This is a genomic window from Streptomyces sp. NPDC048258 (assembly GCF_043201995.1).
GTDB lineage: Bacteria > Actinomycetota > Actinomycetes > Streptomycetales > Streptomycetaceae > Streptomyces.
Map to the genome: position 1 here is coordinate 38,289 of NZ_JBICZH010000027.1, position 18,313 is coordinate 56,601.

An 18,313-nucleotide genomic window follows, 5' to 3' on the forward strand; every position below is an offset into this window, starting at 1 on the left:
GTGCACGGAACCGTGCGGGGGGAATTACCCCTGGTCGAGTGGAAGGTCAGGATTCGGCGCGGGCGCCGGAGGCGGACGTCTCGTCCGCGGGGGACTCGCCGGGCGCGTCCTGCGCGGGGCGCTCGGCGGGCTTGGCGTCCTTGAGGAAGAACGCGGCCAGGAGGCCGATGAGCACGAGCGGGATCATCGCGACGAAGACGGGACGGAGCGAATCGGCGTAGACGGTGGCGAGTTCGAGCCGGGCGGGCGCGGACAGCTGGCCGAGCACCTCGGGCGAGAGGGATCCGTCCTTGTCGATGTGGACCGCGGAGTCACCGCCGAAGCGCTCCTGCAGCCCGGTGGCGAGCCTGCTGGCCATGAGAGCCGCGAAGAACGAGACGCCGAGCGCGGTGCCGAGCTGGCGCATCAGGGTCGCCGTGCCCTGGACGGCGCCGATGTCCTGCATGCTCGCGGTGGAGCGTGCGGCGATGCTCAGGGCCTGCATGTTGAGTCCGGCGGCGACGCCGAACATCACCATGTAGCCGATGGTGAGCGCCACGCTGGTCGAGGGGCCCGCGGAGATGAAGAGGACAGCGGTCACGGCGAACAGAGCCATGCTCAGGGTCGGGTGCCAGCGGTAGGAGCCGGTGGAGCCGATGGCCTTGGCGCTGACCCAGGAGCTCACCACGACGGCGAGCATCATGGCGGTGAGGACGTAGCCGGACTTCTGCACGTCGAGGGAGGTCACGGTCTGGAGCCAGAGCACCAGGTAGTTGAGCAGGCCCAGGCCGACGAAGCCGCCGATGAAGTTGAGCACCATGATGATGCTGAAGGACGAGTTGGCGAACAGCCGCAGCGGGATGACGGGATCGGCCGCGCGGCGCTGGACCAGGATGAACAGCGTGATCGCGAGGGCGGTGCCGGCAGCGAGGGCGAGGATCGCGGGCGAGGTCCAGGCGTACTTGACGCCGCCCCAGCCGGCGAAGAGGTTCAGGGCGACGATCGCGACGGTGAGGAGTACGACTCCCGCGTAGTCGATGCGGGCCTTCTGGGGACGGGCCGGGAGGTCCAGCATCATGACGACGACGAACAGGACGACGGCGCCGATGGGCAGGTTGACGAAGAACACCCAGCGCCAGGAAGCGAGTTCGGTGAGGATGCCGCCGATGGTGGGGCCGGCGATGGAGGCGGCGCCGAAGGTGATGGAGATCCAGCCGTAGTAGCGGGCGCCTTCGCGGTAGCCGAACATCTCGCCGATGATGGCGAGGACGCAGATGAACAGGCCGCCGCTGCCGATGCCCTGGACGACGCGGAAGGCGATGAGCTGTTCCATGGTCTGGGCGAGGCCGCATGCGGCCGACGCCAGCAGGAAGACCACGAGGGAGCCGACGAAGATGCGCTTGCGGCCGAAGAGGTCGCCGAGTTTGCCGTAGACGGGGAGGGCGGCGCTGCCGCCGATGAGGTAGCCGGTGGTGGCCCAGGCGAACTGGTCGAGTCCGCCCAGGTCACCGACCACCCGCGGCAGCGCCGTCGCGATGATCTGGGAGTCGAGCAGGGCCAGGAAGACCGCTGCCATGAGGGTGAGCACCACGGCGTTGGTCTTACGGGAGGCGGGTGGTGCCGTGGGGACGGCGGCCGGCGCGGAGGAGCGGGAAGCCATGAGGGGATGTCCTTGTAATCGAGGAGCGCTGCCCTGGTACGGCACGGACGAAGCCGCTGTCTCATGAAGAGACGTACCCGGATAGATCGCTCACGACGGGAGTACGCATAACGAACTCGATGAAGAACGCTGCCTGCTGTGGCAGCGGAGATGGGGTGGTCAGATCCTGTGTCTGACTCCGGCCTCTTTCGGCCCTCTCTACCGTCGATCAGTCCTGGACGGACTTTCCGATCGCGGTCCTTCGTTGCTCGCTTGCTTCTCGGGACTCCCTGTGTGTCGATTACAGACGTCTAGCACAGTAGCGGAGATCCAAGGACCATGCAACCGCGATCGGTGCCGACATGGAAGGGGTCAGGGCACCAGCACGATCTTGCCCGTGTGCACCCGGGACTCCATCAACTCATGTGCCTTGGCCGCCTCTTCCAGCGGAAGCCTGCTGTGCACGACCGGCGTGACCTGGCCCGACTCGACGTACGCGAGCAGCTCCTTGCGTCCGGCGGCAACCGCCTCGGGGCGGTCCTGGAAGAGGGCGTACAGGTTGAACCCGTGCAGCGACTTCATGTCGACGAAGTCCCAGGGCGAGATCGCCGGCGGCCGCTCGCCCGACGCGCCGCCGTAGCAGACGATCCGCCCGAAGCGCGCGGCGAGCGCGATGCTGTGGCTCAGCACCTCGTTTCCGACGGTCTCCAGGACGAGGTCGACACCCTTGCCACCGGTGGCCTCGCGAACCTGCTCGACCCAGCTCTCGTCCCCGTAGCAGAAAGCGTCGTCCGCGCCGACGGAACGGACGAAGTCCAGCTTGGCGGCGCTGCCCACGGTGCCGATGACCTTGCCCGCGCCCTTCGCCTTGGCGAGCTGCACGAGCAGGTGGCCGATGCCGCCGGAGGCCGCGTTGACCAGGACCGTCTCCCCGGCCTTGAGCTGACCGACCGTGTTGAGCACGTGGTACGCGGTCTCACCCGGGCTCGGCAGCGCGGTGGCCTGCGCGGCGTCGATCGACTCCGGGAGCGGGAACACCGTCGACGCGTACGCGACGGCGTACTCGGCGTAGGCGCCGTACCGCACGGGCGCGACGACGCGGTCCCCCACCGACACCTGGGTCACGCCGGGACCGACCGCCTCGACGACGCCCGCGACGTCGCCGGCGGGTGCGCCGGGGAGCGTGGCGGGGCCGCCGATCGGCTTGCCCTGGCGCTTCTGGACATCGGCGAAGTTGACGCCGATCGCCTCCGCCCGGATCAGCACCTCGCCGGGACCGGCGTCCGGCCTGGGCGCCTCTTCGAGGCGCAGCACGTCAGGGGCGCCGTGCTGGTGGTAGCGGACGATGCGCATGTTGTCTCCACAGTGGTCGGTGCTTGAGCCGACGTATGGCCGCCGGCTCGGAATCAGCGTGGGGGGAGGCCGGAGGCCGGCCGGAGGGCGACGGGGCGGCTCCCCGTCGCCCGCCGGCCGGCCGCGGGCATCACGTTCCGCCGGTGACCCGGACGGCCTGGCCGTTGATGTTGCCGTTGGCGCGGGAGCCGAGGAACACGATCGTGTTGGCCACGTCCTCCGGGACCGAAAGGTGTCCCGAGGGAAGGGTCTTGGCCTTGGCTTCGAGCGCCGGTGCCGGAGCGATCCGGCGGACGTTCTCGGTCATGGTCTGACCCGGGGCGACCACGTTGACCAGGATGTTCTCCGAGGCGAGCTCCCAGGTCAGGCTGCGCGCGATGCCCAGCAGGCCGGCCTTGGCCGCGCCGTAGGCCGCGCCGCCGCGCATGCCGTGGTCCGCGAGGCCCGAGGAGACCATGACGATCCGGCCCCACTCGCGGCCGCGCATGGCCGGCAGTGCGGCCGCGATCGTGTAGAACGTCGCGTCGACGGTGCTGCGCAGGACCTCCTGCCACAGCCTCGGGTCGGCGTTCTCGAAGTCGGGCATCTCCCGGCCCGGCCGCGGGATGCCCTCGGACCACACGACGGCATTGCTGACCAGGACGTCGATCCCGCCCCAGGCGTCGGCGACGGTCTTGACCGCATCCCGGATGACGCTTTCGTCGTTCAGGTCGTAACGCACCGTCAGGGTGTCGGCGGCACCCGCCTCGCGGGCGAGCCGGGCCGTCTCCTCCGCACCCTCCTTGTTGTTGTGGTAGGTGATCGCCACCCGCGCGCCGTCAGCGCCGTAGGCGACGGCGGTCGCTCGTCCGATGCCGGAGGAGGCCCCCGTCACCAGCACCACCTTGTTCCGGAGATCGGTCTCCATCAGTCACTCCATTCCAGCCAGCTCATCGGTTCGGTCGCTGCGGTGCGCGGCGGATCAGACCTTCTTGGCCACACCGGCCAGGGCGTGCGCCTCCGCGCCGAAGCCCTCCGGGTCGCCCTCCGGTCCGACCCGCCACAGCGGGACCGGAACCACGCCGGGCTCGATGAGCTCGAGGCCCTCGAAGAGCGCGTTGACCTCGCTGATGTCGCGCCAGTAGACCTCGCTCACGTTCTCCTGGTACGTCTGCGAGGCGGAGGCGGGAACCTCCTCGGGCGCGGGCTTCTTCTCCATGCCGGCGTGCGAGATGACGACGTAGCTGCCCGGGGCGAGCTTGTCGGTGAACTCCCGCAGCATGGCCTTCGGGTCGTCCGCGTCGCTGATGAAGTGCAGGACCGCGGCGAGGATCAGGGCGACCGGGCGCGAGAAGTCGATCAGGTCCTGGGTCTCCTGGGCGGCGAAGATGTCGCCGGGCTTGCGCAGGTCGCCCAGAAGGGACTTGGCCTGCGGGTTGCCCGCCAGGATGGCCTTGCCGTGGGCCACGGCGACCGGGTCGATGTCCACGTAGAGCACACGGCTGTCGGGGTTCTTCTCCAGGGCTATCTCGTGCACGTTCCCGTTGGTCGGGATGCCGGAGCCGACGTCCATGAACTGGTCGATGCCGAGCGCGCTCAGCTCGGCGACGGCACGGCGCAGGAAGGCCCGGTTGGAGCGCAGGGTGCGCGGCAGCAGGGGGTTCTTGTCGGCGATGGCCTTGGCGACCGCGACGTCGGCCGGGAAGTTGTGCGTGCCGCCGACCCAGTAGTCGTAGACCCGGGCGATGCTCGGCTTTTCGATGTCGACCTCGGGCGGTGCCCAGGACGGACGGTTCACGGAAGTCTCCTTCAACGACTGGTTCTTCGGGATGGGAGCGGCGCGGACCACGCGGATCAGCGCAGACGGACCGGCAGGGAGGCGAGGCCGCGCAGGTTGAAGCTGGGGCGCCAGGGCAGCTCGCCCTCGGCCGTGGCGAGGCTCAGCTCCGGGAAGCGGCGGAACAGCTCGCCGAGCACGATGCGGCCTTCCAGCCGGGCCAGGGGCGCGCCGATGCAGTGGTGGACGCCGTGTCCGAACGCCAGGTGCCCCGAGTTCTTGCGGGTGATGTCGAGGCGGTCGGGGTCGGCGTAGCGCTCCGGGTCACGGCCGGCGGCGCTGAGCGAGATCGTGATGAACTCGCCCTTGGGGATGAGTACCTCGCCCAGCTGGATGGGCTCCAGGGTGAAGCGCCAGGTGGCATTGGCCAGCGGGGCGTCGATGCGCAGGAACTCGTCGATCGCGCTGTCCCACAGGCCGGGGTCGGCCTCCAGCAGGGCGCGCTGGTCGGGGTTGGTCAGCAGCGCCAGCGTGCCGGTGTTGAGCAGGTTGACCGTGGTCTCGTGGCCGGCGACGAGGAGCAGGAACGCCATCGAGATCAGTTCGACCTCGTCGAGCTTCTCCCCCTCGTCGGTCGCCTCGATGAGCGCGGTCAGCATGTCGTCGGCCGGGTTCTCCCGCTTGGCGGCGATGAGAGCGCGCAGGTAGGCGACCATGTCCTGGCTGGCGTCGAGGGCCTCTTCGGTGCCCTGGCCGGAGGTGAGCAGGTTCGACCAGCGGCGGAACCGGTCGCGGTCCTCCGGCGGGACGCCGAGCAGCCAGCAGATCACGGTGAAGGGCACCGGGAAGCTGAGGGCGTCCATCAGGTCGGCCTCGTCCTGGCCTTCGAGAGCGTCCAGGAGTTCGGTGACCAGCTCGGTGATCCGCGGGCGCAGCGCCTCGACCTGGCGCATGGTGAACGCCTTGGCGACGAGCCTGCGCAGGCGGGTGTGGTCCGGGGCGTCGCTGTCGAGCATGGTGGTGCTCAGCTCGGTCGCGAACTGCTTGCGGGTGCCGCGCTGGGCCTGGAAGTGCGCCTGCTTCTCGGGGTCCACGAAATTCTGCGGGACCAGGCCGTAGCCGACGCGCATGTCCTTGCTGACCCGCGGGTCGGTCAGCAGCGCCTTGGCGTCCTCGTAGCGGGTCACCAGCCACGTCTTGAGGCCGTTGGGAGTGGCCACGAGGTGTGCCGGCGACTCCTCGCGCAAGGACGCAAGCGTGGGGTGTGGATCGCGTACGAAACCGGAGTCGAACAGCTCGAGCACGTTGCTCGTCGTCGCGGCACTGGCCACGTGGGGCTCCCTCGTATGGCGGCTGAATTATGCGTTCAGTTCGCGAACTCTGGTTTTCTCGGATCTCATTCAGCCACAAGGAAACGGCAGTTTCCACTGCCGTCCAGGCGGATTCGACCAGACTTCTAGCGAATTCCGACTCCGGCTGTTTCCATGGGAATTCCGATTTCCGGTTCCCCGGTGAAAACGGCACGAGCCCGCCTGCGGGGCCGTGGACCGTGGTCGGTCCGGCCCGGCAGGCGGGCTTCCCGTGCGGGCGCTCAGTAGCTCGCGAGCACCTTGTAGATCTCGAAGGGGCGCGCGCGCTCGGTGTCGCGGAACTCCCGCAGCGGGGCCGTCTGGTCCTTGTGCCCCACGCCGCCCTCCCACGTCTCGAAGGAGTCCCAGCTGTCCCAGTGGCTCACGACGACGTAACTGTCGGGCCGCCCCACCTCGTTCATCAGCTGGTTGCCCAGAAGGCCCGGGGTGCCGGCCATGCGGCGGCTGGCCTCGTGGTACGCGGCCAGCACGTCCGGCCCGCGGTCGGTGAGGTGGTAGAGCACCACCTCGACGGCGGGGGCGCTCACGCGGCCGCGCCCGCGATGCCCGCCACGACGTGCATGGTCGTCATGGAGCCCCCGCTGCGGTAGGGGTGGAGCTTGGTGCGGTGTTCGAGGTGGGTGTCGCTGGTCTCGAACGCGCGGAACTGGGGCTCGTCGACCCAGTCGCTCACGATGTAGTAGACCCCTTCCTCGTCCTTCTCGGCACCGTGGGAGAGGGACTGGCCGATGTTGGCGGGGTGGCTGGTGACGGATTCGCCGACTTCTTTCCACACCCGCTCGAATTCGGCGCCCATCCCAGGCTTTATCTGCATGCGCAGCATGACTCGGAATATCGGCTGAGCCACGTCAGATTCCTCCGTCGACATTGATCGTCTCACCCGTGACGTACGCGGAGAGATCGCTGATCAGGAAGAGGACGGGTGCGGCCAGCTCCTCCACCGTGCCCAGACGGGCGAGGGCGGTCTTCTGCGAGTACGTGGCGCGCAGCCCCTCGGCACGCTCCGCCGGCATGTCGGCGAACGCCTCCGTCTCGATGACGCCGGGCGCGACGACGTTGACCCGGATGCCCTTGCCGCCCAGCTCCTTGGCCAGCGAGCGGGTCAGGCCTATCACCGCGGCCTTGGCGGCGGTGTAGTGGGCGCGCAGCGGGATGCCGGCGGCGGCACCGCGGGAGCCGATGTTGACGACCGAGGCACCGGGGCCGAGCAGCGGCAGCGCCTGCTGGATGACCCGGTACGAGGCGGTGAGGTTGGTGTCGATCACCCGCGACCATTCGTCGACCGGCAGCTGGGCGAACGGGATGTGGGTGATCGTGCCGGCGTTGTTGACGATGCCGTCGAGCCGCCCGTAGCGGTTCTTGGCCTCCTCGACGAGCCGGTCCACCTCCTCGATCTCGCCGATGTCGGCGCGGATGACGTGGTGGTCGCCGCCGGTCTCCTTCAGTTCGCGGCGCAGGCTCTCGACGTACTCGCTCTCCTGGCGGTAACAGGTGAGCACGTCGGCGCCGGCGTGTGCGGCGGCCAGGACGATGCCACGGCCGATGCCGCGGGTTCCGCCGGTGACGAGCAGCTTCTTGCCGTGCAGTCCGAATTCCACGGTGTTTCCCTCCTGTGGTACTGCGGCGGAGTCAGCTGGCGAGGGCTGCGCGTGCGGCGGCCTCGAGCTTTTCCTTGATCAGATTCATCTGGACCGGGGTGTTGCGGTTGAGGCGGTCCGTCATGCCCTCGTCGTCGAGGGGCGCCCCGTCCTTCATGTGGAAGTCCTGGGTCCACTGCATCCGGACGCCCTCGTCCGTCTGCGTGTACTCCCAGTGGATGTTCATGTACTCGAAGGGGCCCGTCTCCACGCGGTGGGCGCGGACGGTGCGGGTGGCCTCGTCGGTGGTGCGCTGCGAGACCCAGCTCCACACCTTGCCGTTCTCGTCCGGGTGCAGGGCGAGCCGGAAGGTGACGGTGGGGCCGTCCTGCTCCAGGATCTCGGCGACGGAGTACTCGCTGAACAGCTCGGTCCAGGACCGTACGTCGTTCGTCCGCTCCCAGACCAGGTCCATCGGAGCGTCGATGACGATGGAGTTGCAGGTGTGGCCTGCCATCAGACTCGGGCCTCCGCGAGCAGCGCGTTGACGTAGTCCACGACCTCGCGCGGCGTGTTCTCGTACTCCAGGCCGCCGTCCTCGACGGAGATGCCGTACTCGCGCTCGATCCGGTTGGTCAGCTCCAGCACGGCGAGGGAGTCGAAGCCGTGCTCGGCGAAGGAGGTGTTGGGGTCCAGGTCGGACTCCAGGTCCACCTCGCAGTCGATGCCGTCGCCCGCCTGCAGGATCCGCTTCAAGTCAGCTACGGTGAAATCGCTCATGGCTTCCTGCCCTTTCGCGTATGAGTCAGTTGGTGTGGTCGGTGCGGTCCCCGGCGTCCACGACCAGCGCGGAGGCGAAACCGCCGTGGCCGCGGGCCAGGACCACCGCCGTCCTGGGCGCGGTCCGCCTCGGGCGGTCGACGACCAGGTCGATGCCCAGTCCCGGTGCCGCGCGGCCGGGGCCGGCGGTGTGCGGGATCACGCCGGCGCTCAGGCTGAGCAGGGCGGTCGCCACGTCCAGAGCGGCCCCGCCCGCGTACAGGCGGCCGGTCAGCGTCTTGGGCGCGGTCACCGGGACGCGGCCGGCGCCGAACACCTCGTTGATCGCGGCGGCTTCGGCGCGGTCGAGGTCCGGGGTGCCGACGGCGTCGGCGAAGACGACGTCCACGGCGTCGGCGGTGACCCCCGCGTCCGCCAGGGCGCGGCGGATCACGGAGGCGAGCACGGGCGGGCGCTCGGACCCGGCCGGCGGGTCGAACCCGGCGGCGTAGCCGAGGATCCGGCCGTAGTGCTTCGCGCCCCGCTCGCGGGCGCCCTCCTCGGTCTCGACGACCAGGATGGCGCCGCCCTCGCCGGGTGCGTAGCCCGCGGCGGCCTCGTCGAAGGGCAGGTAGGCGCGGGTCGGGTCGTCCTCGGTGGACAGCGCGCCGGTGGGCAGCTGGGCGGTCAGGCCGTACGGGCACAGCGAGGCGTCCGTACCGCCGGACAGCACCAGCCGGGAGCCGGTGTCGAGCAGCCGCCGGGACTGGCCCAGGGCGTCCAGGCCGCCGGCCTGCTCGGCGCAGATGACCCCGCAGGGGCCGCGCATGCCGTGCCGGATGGAGACCTGGCCGGTGGTGGCCGCGTAGAACCAGGCGATCGACTGGTAGGCGCCGACCCAGGCCGGGCCCTGCTGGTACAGCTGCTCCATCTCGCGCTGGCCGAACTCGGTGCCGCCCGAGGAACTCGCGGTGACCACGGCCATCTCGTACTCGGGCAGCTGCTCCGGGTCGACGGCCGCGTCGGCGAGCGCCGCCTCGGCCGCGGCCAGGGCGAAGTGGGTGAACCGGTCGGTGCGGGCGATCAGGCCCTTGGGGACCTGCTCGCGCACCTCCCATCCGGGCACCTCCCCGGCCACCTTGACCGGGTACGAGGACGGGTCGAAGCGGGTGATGCGGCCGAGGCCGCTCTTGCCGGCCAGTACCGACTCCCAGTGCTGCCGGACCCCGATGCCGGTGGGGGCGACCACACCCAGGCCGGTCACGACCGCGGGGCGCCTCCGCCCGTCGGGTATGCCGAGGGCGCTCATGCCGCCTCCCTTCCGTTGCCGCCGGGGCGGCCGAGAATCAGGGCGCTCTGGAAGCCGCCGAATCCGCTGCCGACGCTGAGCACGTGGTCCATGCGGTGCTCGCGGGCGGTCACGGGTACGTAGTCGAGGTCGCACTGGGGGTCCGGGACCGAGAGATTCGCGGTCGGCGGCACCACTTGATGACGCAGAGCCAGAGCACAGGCGGCCACCTCCAGCGAACCGATCGCGCCGAGCGAGTGCCCGATCATCGACTTGATGGAGCTGACCGGGATCTCGTACGCGCGCTGTCCCAGGCTCCGCTTGAACGCGGCGGTCTCGTGCCGGTCGTTCTGCTTGGTGCCCGAGCCGTGCGCGTTGATGTAGTCGATGTCCTCCGGGTTGAGCTGCGCCCGGTCCAGTGCCACCCGGATGGCCTCGGCCATCTCGCGGCCCTCGGGCTTGAGCCCGGTCATGTGGAACGCGTTGGAGCGGCTGGCGAAGCCCGCCACCTCGGCGTACACGGTGGCGCCGCGCAGCCGGGCCGACTCCTCGCTCTCGATGACCAGGACGGCGGAACCCTCGCCGAGCACGAAGCCGTCGCGGCGGCCGTCGAAGGGCCTGGAGGCGGCGCCGGGTTCGGCGGTGTTGGGCGTCGTCGCCTTGATGGCGTCGAAGCAGGCCAGGGTGATGGGCGACAGCGGGGCGTCGGTGGCGCCGGCGATGACGATGTCGGCGGTGCCCTCCTCGATGAGCTGGACGCCGTGGGCGACCGCGTCGAGGCCCGAGGTGCAGCCGGTGGAGATCAGCGCGACGGGGCCCTCGGCCCCGGCCTGCCAGGCCACTTCCGCGGCCAGCGTGCTGGGGACCATGTAGCCGTACAGGTGCGGGACGCCGTAGCTGTGGTCGACGAGCCAGTTCTTGCCGCCGTCCGAGAGGACCACGTACTCGTCCTCCAGGCCGGTGGTGCAGCCGACGGCGCTGCCGATGCTGACGCCGATCCGGCCCGGGTCGCCGGCTCCGAGGTCGATGCCGCTGTCCTCGATCGCCTCGCGGGCGGCGACGACCGCGAACTGGGCGGCCCGGTCCATCCGGCGGATCTCCTGGGCGCTGAGGCCCGCGGCCACCGGGTCGAAGTCGCACTCGGCGGCGACCCGGGAGCGGAACTTCGACGCGTCGAACAGGCTGATCTCCCGGGTGGCCGTGCGGCCGTTGGAGAGGAGGTCCCAGTAGGCGTCCCGGCCGATGCCGCCGGGGGCGACGGCGCCGACCCCGGTGATGACGGCGCGACGGCTCATCGGGCCCCTCCGACATCCGGGTTGGCGCCGCCCTCTACGAGCGGGGCCTCGGTGTCGACGTGGCCGAGCTCCGGGCGCGGCGCGAGCGGGGACAGGTGGAAGACCACGTGCGCCGGCTCCGGGCCGGAGTTGACCAGGCGGTGGCGGACGCCGATCGGGACGAGCAGCGAGTCGCCGGGGCCGATGCGCACCGGCTCCCCGTCGAGGGTGATCTCCAGCTCGCCGGAGACGACGTGCAGGAACTCCTCGGAGTACGGGTGCAGGTGCTCGGTGACGTACTCGCCGTGGGCCAGGCGCAGCGTGCCGCCGAAGCCGGACGTGCAGCCGACCGTGCGGGGGCTGAGGGTGATCCGGATGTCGCCGCCGCGCTTGCGGTTGGAGACGACCTCTTCCAGGTTGACCTTGGTGGGGGTGGCGGAGGTGGTCATCGGGCGCCGCCCAGGTTCGGGCCGGACGGCGGGGTGATGACGACGCCGCTCTCCGGGGTCCAGGAGTAGAACGGGACGGCCATCGCGTCGCGCGGCTCGCGCCAGTTCGGGTCGTACGGGGAGATGAACTCCTGCAGCCGGGTGTTGATGTCGTTGTACAGCGGGTGGCTGCGCGCCTTGTAGAGGTTCGGGCCGATGTCCTGCTCCGCCTCGACGAGGTGGAAGTACAGGTCGTGGAAGGCGAACAGGGTCCGCCTGGAGACGCCCACCATGTGCGGCAGGTCGGTGTTGTCCGAATCCGCGAAGACCTTGGCGACGCCTTCGGCGTCGGCGAGTCCCATCCTCGCCACGATCAGTGTGCGGTGCACGTTGCCCTCCTGGCTTCCTCGGTCGTTGACTCACCCTCGCGGGTGCGTCTCGAAGCTGTCTTGAAACGATCTGGACCGGCGGCCCGCACGGTCAGAGCCGCAGGTCGATCCGGTACTCGGTCAGCCAGGTCTCGAGCTGCAGCACCATTTCCATGCTGGCCCGCTCCACCCAGGCGAAGGCGCCCTGCGGGGAGCCGTCGGCGGTCAGGGCGTCGGCGGACGCCGAGGTGTCGAGCAGGCCGGCGACGGCGGCGCCCCGGTCGGTGGCCAGTTCGACGAACCGGCGGCGCACGAAGTCCCCGTAGGCCGCTTCCTGGGTGGTCGGGTACGCGCTCTTCTTGCGGTGCAGCACCGCGTCGGGGAGCAGGTCGGCCACCGCGGAGCGCAGCAGGCTCTTCTCGACGCCGTCCACCCGCTTCAGGGCGGCCGGCACGTTGTAGACGTACTCGACGAGCGCCCGGTCGCAGAACGGCGGCCGCAGCTGCACGCCGTGGGCCATGCTCATGCGGTCGGCGCGGTCGAGGTGGGTGGGCGCCCAGCGGGTCAGGGCGAGGTACGTGACCTCGCGGGCCCGGCGCTCGGCGGGGGTGTCGCCCTCGACGTGCGGGACCTCGGTCAGGGCGTCGCGGTAGTGCTGGTCGGCGTAGCCGAGGAAGTCGAGCTCCTTGCGCAGCTGTCGGTCGATCATGGAGGTGCCCAGGCCGCCCGCCGCGGCGTCGTGGCTGCGTTCGAAGTTGACCCACGGGAAGGTCTGCGAGTTGCTGTGCTGGGGGTCGTACGCCCAGAAGTAGCCGTTGAAGACCTCGTCGGCGGTCTCGCCGGAGAGCACGGCGGCGAAGCCCGCCTCGCGCAGCCGGGCGAAGAACTGGATGAGGGAGACGTCCATGTCGCCGAGCGGGGACGGGGCGTCCTGGCCGCGCAGGGCGGCGGCGTGCACCTCGGGGTCGGTGAGGGCGGCCGTGTCGAGGAGGATCTCGCGGTGCTGCGAGCCGATGTGCTGCGAGGCGAGCGCCGCGTAGGGGGCGTCGGGCGTGGAGCGCATCGTGGGGTGCGGCTCGAAGTTCTCGGTGTAGCCGGTGAAGTTCACCGAGAAGCTCTGCAGCGGGCCGCCGCCGGCGCCGGTCAGGGTCCGGTGGGCGAGCGCGGTCAGGGCGCTGGAGTCGATGCCGCCGGAGAGCATGGCGCCCACGGGGACGTCGGCGCGCAGGTGCGAGGCGACGGCGTCGGCGAGCAGCCCGCGGACGGTGGTGATGGTGTCTTCGAGGCTGTCGGTGTGCTGCCGGGCGGGCAGCGACCAGTAGCGCTGCTCCCGGGTGCCGGGGCGGCGTACGACGAGGACGTGGCCGGGGACGACCTCGCGCATGCCGCGGTAGACGGAGGTGCCGGGCTTGCGGCTGTGTGCGAACAGCTCGCGCAGGCCGTCGGCGTCGACGATCGGGGCCACGTACGGGTGGGCGAGGATCGCCTTGGGCTCGGAGCCGAACAGCACGCCGGCGGGGGTCGGGTAGTAGCTGAGCGGCTTCACGCCGAGGCGGTCGCGGGCCAGCAGGAGCTCCTGGCTGCGGACGTCCCACAGGGCGATCGCGAAGAGGCCCTCCAGGTGGGTGAGGAAGTCGGTGCCCCACTCCAGGTAGGCGTGCAGGGCGGTCTCGCCGTCGCCGCCGCCGGTGAACCGGTGGCCCTTGGAGGCCAGTTCGGCGCGCAGCTCGGGGTGGTTGGTGATCGCCCCGTCGAGGGTGAGGACGGCGACGGTGGTGCCGCCCTCGGTGGCGAAGACGGCCGGCTGCTGTCCGGTCTCCGTCACGTCGAGGAGGGCCAGGCGCCGGTGGGCGAGCGCGGCATGGCCCTCGATCCAGATGCCCTGGCCGTCGGGGCCGCGGTGGGCGAGGGTGGCCGCCATGGTCTCGACGACGGCGGCCTCCGGGGACAGGTCCCGCTCGAAGTCGACCCAGCCAGCGATTGCGCTCATCGGGAGGTCCTCTCATTCATGGCGAGTTCGGTGGTGTCGCCGGCGGTGGCCGTCACGGCGACCAGGGCGAGCGGAATACCCGTGACGGCGGCCCGGAAGTCGTCCAGGGTGGGCGCCGGGCCGTCCTCGGCGACGAGGATGCCGAGGCGGCGGTGGGCGGCCTCGGCGCCGTAGCGCTCGTACAGCTCCAGGTAGCCGCGGGCCGTGCGCTCGGGGTCGGTGACGAGCTCGAAGCGGACCGGTTCGCGGCGGCCGCGCCAGGTGAGCTCGCCGTCGGCGCCGCCGGCGAAGTTGTGGCGCCAGGCGCTGCCGGTGGCGATGAAGAGGCCGTCGGCGAGGCGGTGCACGCCCGCCGGAATGGTGTGCGCGGCGCCGCTGCGCCGGCCGGTGAAGTGGAGCAGGGCGAGGTGTTCGGCGACCGGGCCCGGGTCGGGCTTGGAGAGGATCGCGATCATGCGGGCGTTGGCGGCGGCGCGGTCCTCGGCGTCGGGCAGGGCCCGGGCGACGCGCGGGGCGCCGGTGAGCGCCTGCCCGGGTGCGGCCGTCATGAGAGCACCACCGCGGCGGCCGTCAGGGTGCAGCCGGCGATGGCGAAGCAGGTGCGCACCAGGTGCCAGTCGCGCCACTGGGTGCGCGGGTCCTGCCAGTCGGGTCCCAGGTCCTCGGGCTGCGTCTTCTTGACCCGGTTGTTGATGGGCACGTTGCGGGTCTGCGAGACGATGGCGACGCCGGTCATGGCCAGGGCCGCGGCGATGAACAGGGCCCGCGGCCCGCTCTCGTCGGCGCGCACGGCGAAGACCACGTCGACGACGACGGAGCCGCTCACGATGAACGGCATGAAGCGGTCGTACCGCTTGCCGAGCAGCTTGTGGGTGTCGACGTAGCGGTCGGGGGTCATCGCGATCAGGGCGGGCATGACGCTGACCGCCACGGCGAAGAGCACCCCCGCCACCAGCCCGGTGCCCAGCAGCACCAGCACACTCAGGGTTTCCAGCACGGCCCGAGGCCTCCCGTCCAGCATGGATCGTCAACAGCGGTACGAAGGTTTTCAGCCGGGGCTCGCGCGCCGCTTGAAGCGGTCTGGACGCGGCCGGCGCCCGGCGTCACGGGTGGTGGCGGGCGCGTTCCGGGTCCGAGCGGTCCTCTAGCCGGGCCGTGTTGGCTGGCCGGGAGTGTCCGGAACCGCATGGAGACGGCAGCGGCATCGAGAACAAGGAGCACATCCGATGGCGGAGCAAACCGACGTACTGATCGTGGGCGGCAGCATGGTGGGGCTGGCCCAGGCGCTGTTCCTCGCGCAGCAGGGCATACGGCCGATCCTCGTCGAGCGGCACACGCACATCTCGGCGCACCCCCGGGCCCAGGCGGCCAGCCCCCGCACGATGGAGCTGATGCGCGCGCTGGGCCTGGAGCAGGCCGTGCGCGCGCAGGAGAACCCGTACGCGCAGTACGGCGACATCCTGCAGGTGCAGTCGCTGACGGGGGCCGAACTGGGCCGGTTCGACGGTCCCTTCCGGCACGACCCGAACGAGGTCAGCACGACCGGCTGGACCCTGATCGGCCAGGACCGCTTCGAGCCGGTGCTGCGCGCGAAGGCCGAGGAGCTGGGGGCGGACATCCGCTTCGCCACCGAGCTGGTGAGCTACGAGCAGGACGAGGACGGGGTCAGCGCGGTCCTGCGGGACGTGCGGCACGGCACCGAGACCTCGGTCCGCGCCAAGTACCTGGTGGCGGCGGACGGGTTCCGCAGCGCGATCCGCGAGGAACTGGGCATCGGCACGCACGGCCAGGGCGTCTTCGGCCGCCAGATGAACGTCATCTTCCACGCGGCGCTCGACGAGTACGTCGCGGGCCGCGAGTTCTTCCTCTGCTTCGTCAGCAACGACAAGGTCAAGGGCGTGCTCGGCCGGCTCGACAACGCGGACCGCTGGGTGCTGGCGCCGAGCCTGCCGCCGGAGGAGACCCACGCCGAGTACTCCGAGGAGGACTGCGTCGAGATGGTCCGGGCCGCGGTCGGCGTGCCGGACCTGGACGTGGCGGTGGAGTCGAGCACCAGCTGGGAGATCGCGGCGCGGATCGCCGACCGGTTCCGCTCCGGCCGGGTGCTGCTGGCCGGTGACGCGGCCCACGTGATGCCGCCCACCGGCGGTTTCGGCGGCAACATGGGCGTGCAGGACGCGCACAACCTGGCGTGGAAGCTGGCGCTGGTGCTGCGCGGGCAGGCCGGTCCGGAGCTGCTGGACACGTACGAGGAGGAGCGGGTCCCGGTCGCCGAGTTCACCACCGAGCAGGGCGTGATCCGGTACCTGCAGCGCAGCGGCCTGGACGAGGAGGTCGCGGCCCGCCACCGCCCGGAGACGACGGTGCTGTTCGGCCACGTCTACCGTTCGGGCGCGGTGCTGTCCGAGCCGGGCGACGACGACGGCGCCCCGGTCGAGGACCCGACCCAGCCCTCGGGCCGTCCCGGCACCCGGGCCCCGCACTTCGAGCTGCGGGCCGGCGGCGTCGGCGCGCCGCTGCACGACACGCTGACGGGCGGCTGGCGGCTGCTGGCCGGGCCCGACAGCGCCCTGTGGGAGCGTGCGGCGGGCGGCGTGTCCCGGCTGACCGGGATCGAGCTGGCCTTCCACCGGGTGGGCGGCGAGGAGCCGGCCGAGGTCGTGGAGGCGTTCCTGAAGAAGTACGGGATCACGGCCACGGGCGCGGCGCTGGTCCGCCCGGACGGTTTCCTGGCCTGGCGGGCGGCCGAGGAGCCCGCGGACCCGGCGGTCGAGCTGTCGGCGGTCGTCCACCGGCTGCTGTCGCGCACGGTCTGACCAGCGGTCACAGCGGAAACGACTCGGCGCGCCTCCCGGTTCCGGGAGGCGCGCCGAGTCGTTGTGGGGGGCCGAGTCGGTGGGGGCCGAGTCGGGGCGGGCGGCTCAGTCCAGGGACAGGATCTGGCGCAGCAGGCCGGTCACGGTCTGAGCGACGTCGCCCTCGGGACCGTCCTGGGAGCGCCAGGCGACGAAGCCGTCGGGGCGGACGAGGACGGCGCCGCCCTCGGATATCCCGTACCGCTCCTTGAAGGTGCCCTCGGTATCGGCGTAGTCGCCGCCCTCGCCGATGCCGCGGACCGTCAGCACCAGGCCGAGCTCGCGTCCGGCCGCGGTGGCCGCGGCCCACGGGGCGGTGGGGCCGGCGGTCAGCAGGGTGAAGCCGACCGGGAAGAGGTCGACGGTGGAGAACGGGCCGTGCTCACCGGTGACGAGCACGTGCGGGGCGCGCGAGCCGGGACGGCCGCTGGGCTTGTCCGGGTCCTCGGTGACCGTCCACAGCTCCGGGTCCTCGCCGGCGAACGCGCCCGCCGGGTAGGCGTACCCGAAGGTCATCGTGGTCTCGTCGACCAGGTCCTTGGCGACGTCCTGGAACTGCTTGCCCTCGCGGACCGCGAAGCGCAGCATCGCCTGGCGAACGGTCTCGTCGGCGACCGGGCGGCGCTCGGAGTCGTACGAGGCCAGCAGCCCCCGACCGGCCTTGCCGGCCAGCACCAGGGCCAGCTTCCAGGCCAGGTTGTACGCGTCCTGGATGCCGGTGCTGGCGCCGAAGGCCCCGGTGGGCGGCATGACGTGCGCGGCGTCACCGGCGATGAGGAAGCGGCCCGCGGTGAACGTGTCGGCGACGCGCGCCGAGATGTCCCAGGCGGGCATGTTGACCGACTCGATGGTCAGTTCCAGGTCGGGGACGCCGACGGCGGCCCGGACCAGCTCGACGCAGCGCTCGGGGGTGAAGTCGTCGGCGCTCTGCCCCTTGTCGGGGAAGAAGGAGACGTTGATGACCCACTTGCGGTCGTTGTCGATCGGGATGATCGTGCCGCGCACCTCGGGGTTGTTGACGTAGGCGGCGATGATCTTGCGGCCGCGCAGGGCCTCTTCCAGGTCGGCGTCGAAGAAGAAGCTGACCAGGTTGGTGAGGGTGCCACGGCCGTGGGACCCGATGCCCAGCAGCTCGCGGACGGGGCTGCGGCTGCCGTCGGCGGCGACGAGGTACTCGGCACGCAGCGTGTAGCTCTCGCCGGTGCCGGCGTCGGTGAGCGTGGCGCTCACCCCGTCGGCGTCCTCGGTGACGGCGTCGAGGCGGGTGTGGAAGCGCAGGTCGACACCGACCTCCTCGGCCCGCTTGCGCAGGATGGGCTCGAGCTGATTCTGGTCGATCAGCGTCCACTGGGCGGGGCTGATGCGGCTGATGTCCTCGATGGAGGCGTTGGGCATCCGGACCCGCTCGTTGCCGGCGAGGGTCTCGACGTGGATCAGGTCGGTGTTGCCGGAGATCGGCGAACGTCCGGCCTTGACCCGGTCCTCCATGCCCACCGCGCGGTAGAGCTCCATCGTGCGCGGGTTGATGGCACGGGCCTTGGGGTGGGTGGAGGTGCCGGGGTGGCGCTCCACCAGCGTGGCCTTCACCCCGTGGTGGGCGAGGAACACGGCGGCGGACAGACCCGCGAGGCCGCCGCCGACGATGAGTACGGGCACCTTCTCCTGGCTCATGGTGAT

The 18,313-nt window shown here is 71.1% G+C and carries 19 protein-coding genes; 1 reads left to right on the forward strand and 18 read right to left on the reverse strand.

All coding sequences use genetic code 11. From position 1 onward, the window contains the following. Window positions 1-46: 46 nt before the first annotated feature. The 17 genes from ACGFYQ_RS37110 to ACGFYQ_RS37190 form a co-directional block, all read right to left on the reverse strand. A complete protein-coding gene (locus ACGFYQ_RS37110) occupies window positions 47-1,639 on the reverse strand; it encodes an MDR family MFS transporter (RefSeq protein WP_393750936.1) in 1,593 nt (530 codons plus the stop codon). Window positions 1,640-1,990: 351 nt separating this feature from the next. Further along, window positions 1,991-2,971 carry a zinc-binding alcohol dehydrogenase family protein gene (locus ACGFYQ_RS37115; RefSeq protein WP_393750938.1) on the reverse strand — a complete coding sequence of 327 codons (981 nt, stop codon included), beginning with the start codon at window positions 2,969-2,971 and terminating at the stop codon, window positions 1,991-1,993. A gap of 130 nt (window positions 2,972-3,101) precedes the next feature. Further along, window positions 3,102-3,878, reverse strand: coding sequence for an SDR family NAD(P)-dependent oxidoreductase (locus tag ACGFYQ_RS37120; RefSeq protein ID WP_393750940.1), 777 nt, complete (start codon window positions 3,876-3,878; stop codon window positions 3,102-3,104). A gap of 54 nt (window positions 3,879-3,932) precedes the next feature. Beyond that, window positions 3,933-4,748: an SAM-dependent methyltransferase gene (locus ACGFYQ_RS37125; protein WP_393750942.1), complete on the reverse strand. Its 816-nt coding sequence runs from the start codon at window positions 4,746-4,748 to the stop codon at window positions 3,933-3,935. Window positions 4,749-4,804: 56 nt separating this feature from the next. Beyond that, window positions 4,805-6,058 carry a cytochrome P450 gene (locus ACGFYQ_RS37130; RefSeq protein WP_393750944.1) on the reverse strand — a complete coding sequence of 418 codons (1,254 nt, stop codon included), beginning with the start codon at window positions 6,056-6,058 and terminating at the stop codon, window positions 4,805-4,807. 260 nt (window positions 6,059-6,318) lie between these two features. Next, window positions 6,319-6,624 (reverse strand): antibiotic biosynthesis monooxygenase family protein, encoded by a 306-nt coding sequence (locus ACGFYQ_RS37135; protein ID WP_393750946.1) that lies wholly within the window; start codon window positions 6,622-6,624, stop codon window positions 6,319-6,321. Then, window positions 6,621-6,965: an antibiotic biosynthesis monooxygenase family protein gene (locus ACGFYQ_RS37140; RefSeq protein WP_393750949.1), complete on the reverse strand. Its 345-nt coding sequence runs from the start codon at window positions 6,963-6,965 to the stop codon at window positions 6,621-6,623. The genes ACGFYQ_RS37135 and ACGFYQ_RS37140 overlap by 4 nt, the downstream gene beginning before the upstream one ends. Next, window positions 6,946-7,695, reverse strand: a complete 750-nt coding sequence (locus ACGFYQ_RS37145) for an SDR family NAD(P)-dependent oxidoreductase (RefSeq protein WP_393750951.1) — start codon at window positions 7,693-7,695, stop codon at window positions 6,946-6,948. Before ACGFYQ_RS37145 ends, ACGFYQ_RS37140 begins: the two co-directional genes overlap by 20 nt. Window positions 7,696-7,726: 31 nt before the next feature. Beyond that, window positions 7,727-8,191 (reverse strand): SRPBCC family protein, encoded by a 465-nt coding sequence (locus tag ACGFYQ_RS37150; protein ID WP_393750953.1) that lies wholly within the window; start codon window positions 8,189-8,191, stop codon window positions 7,727-7,729. Beyond that, window positions 8,191-8,454, reverse strand: a complete 264-nt coding sequence (locus ACGFYQ_RS37155; protein ID WP_328930689.1) for an acyl carrier protein — start codon at window positions 8,452-8,454, stop codon at window positions 8,191-8,193. Before ACGFYQ_RS37155 ends, ACGFYQ_RS37150 begins: the two co-directional genes overlap by 1 nt. Before the next feature lie 25 nt (window positions 8,455-8,479). Next, window positions 8,480-9,742 (reverse strand): ketosynthase chain-length factor, encoded by a 1,263-nt coding sequence (locus ACGFYQ_RS37160; RefSeq protein ID WP_393750956.1) that lies wholly within the window; start codon window positions 9,740-9,742, stop codon window positions 8,480-8,482. Then, window positions 9,739-11,016 (reverse strand): beta-ketoacyl-[acyl-carrier-protein] synthase family protein, encoded by a 1,278-nt coding sequence (locus ACGFYQ_RS37165; RefSeq protein ID WP_393750958.1) that lies wholly within the window; start codon window positions 11,014-11,016, stop codon window positions 9,739-9,741. Before ACGFYQ_RS37165 ends, ACGFYQ_RS37160 begins: the two co-directional genes overlap by 4 nt. Beyond that, a complete protein-coding gene (locus ACGFYQ_RS37170; RefSeq protein WP_393750960.1) occupies window positions 11,013-11,444 on the reverse strand; it encodes a cupin domain-containing protein in 432 nt (143 codons plus the stop codon). Before ACGFYQ_RS37170 ends, ACGFYQ_RS37165 begins: the two co-directional genes overlap by 4 nt. Beyond that, window positions 11,441-11,812 carry a TcmI family type II polyketide cyclase gene (locus tag ACGFYQ_RS37175; protein WP_393750962.1) on the reverse strand — a complete coding sequence of 124 codons (372 nt, stop codon included), beginning with the start codon at window positions 11,810-11,812 and terminating at the stop codon, window positions 11,441-11,443. Before ACGFYQ_RS37175 ends, ACGFYQ_RS37170 begins: the two co-directional genes overlap by 4 nt. Before the next feature lie 91 nt (window positions 11,813-11,903). Beyond that, on the reverse strand, window positions 11,904-13,781 hold the full coding sequence (gene asnB, locus ACGFYQ_RS37180; RefSeq protein ID WP_393750965.1) for an asparagine synthase (glutamine-hydrolyzing): 1,878 nt from the start codon (window positions 13,779-13,781) through the stop codon (window positions 11,904-11,906). Next, complete coding sequence (locus ACGFYQ_RS37185; protein ID WP_393750967.1) at window positions 13,778-14,329, reverse strand: hypothetical protein; 552 nt, start codon at window positions 14,327-14,329, stop codon at window positions 13,778-13,780. Before ACGFYQ_RS37185 ends, asnB begins: the two co-directional genes overlap by 4 nt. Then, window positions 14,326-14,778, reverse strand: a complete 453-nt coding sequence (locus ACGFYQ_RS37190) for a DUF1772 domain-containing protein (RefSeq protein WP_393750969.1) — start codon at window positions 14,776-14,778, stop codon at window positions 14,326-14,328. The genes ACGFYQ_RS37185 and ACGFYQ_RS37190 overlap by 4 nt, the downstream gene beginning before the upstream one ends. Window positions 14,779-15,007: 229 nt before the next feature. Here ACGFYQ_RS37190 and ACGFYQ_RS37195 point away from each other — a divergent pair, with 229 nt between their 5' ends. Further along, entirely contained in the window at window positions 15,008-16,597 is a 1,590-nt protein-coding gene (locus tag ACGFYQ_RS37195; RefSeq protein ID WP_393750971.1) for an FAD-dependent monooxygenase, read from the forward strand. 105 nt (window positions 16,598-16,702) lie between these two features. Here ACGFYQ_RS37195 and ACGFYQ_RS37200 read toward each other — a convergent pair whose 3' ends face one another. Next, window positions 16,703-18,307 (reverse strand): FAD-dependent oxidoreductase, encoded by a 1,605-nt coding sequence (locus ACGFYQ_RS37200; RefSeq protein WP_393750974.1) that lies wholly within the window; start codon window positions 18,305-18,307, stop codon window positions 16,703-16,705. Between the last annotated feature and the right edge of the window lie 6 nt (window positions 18,308-18,313).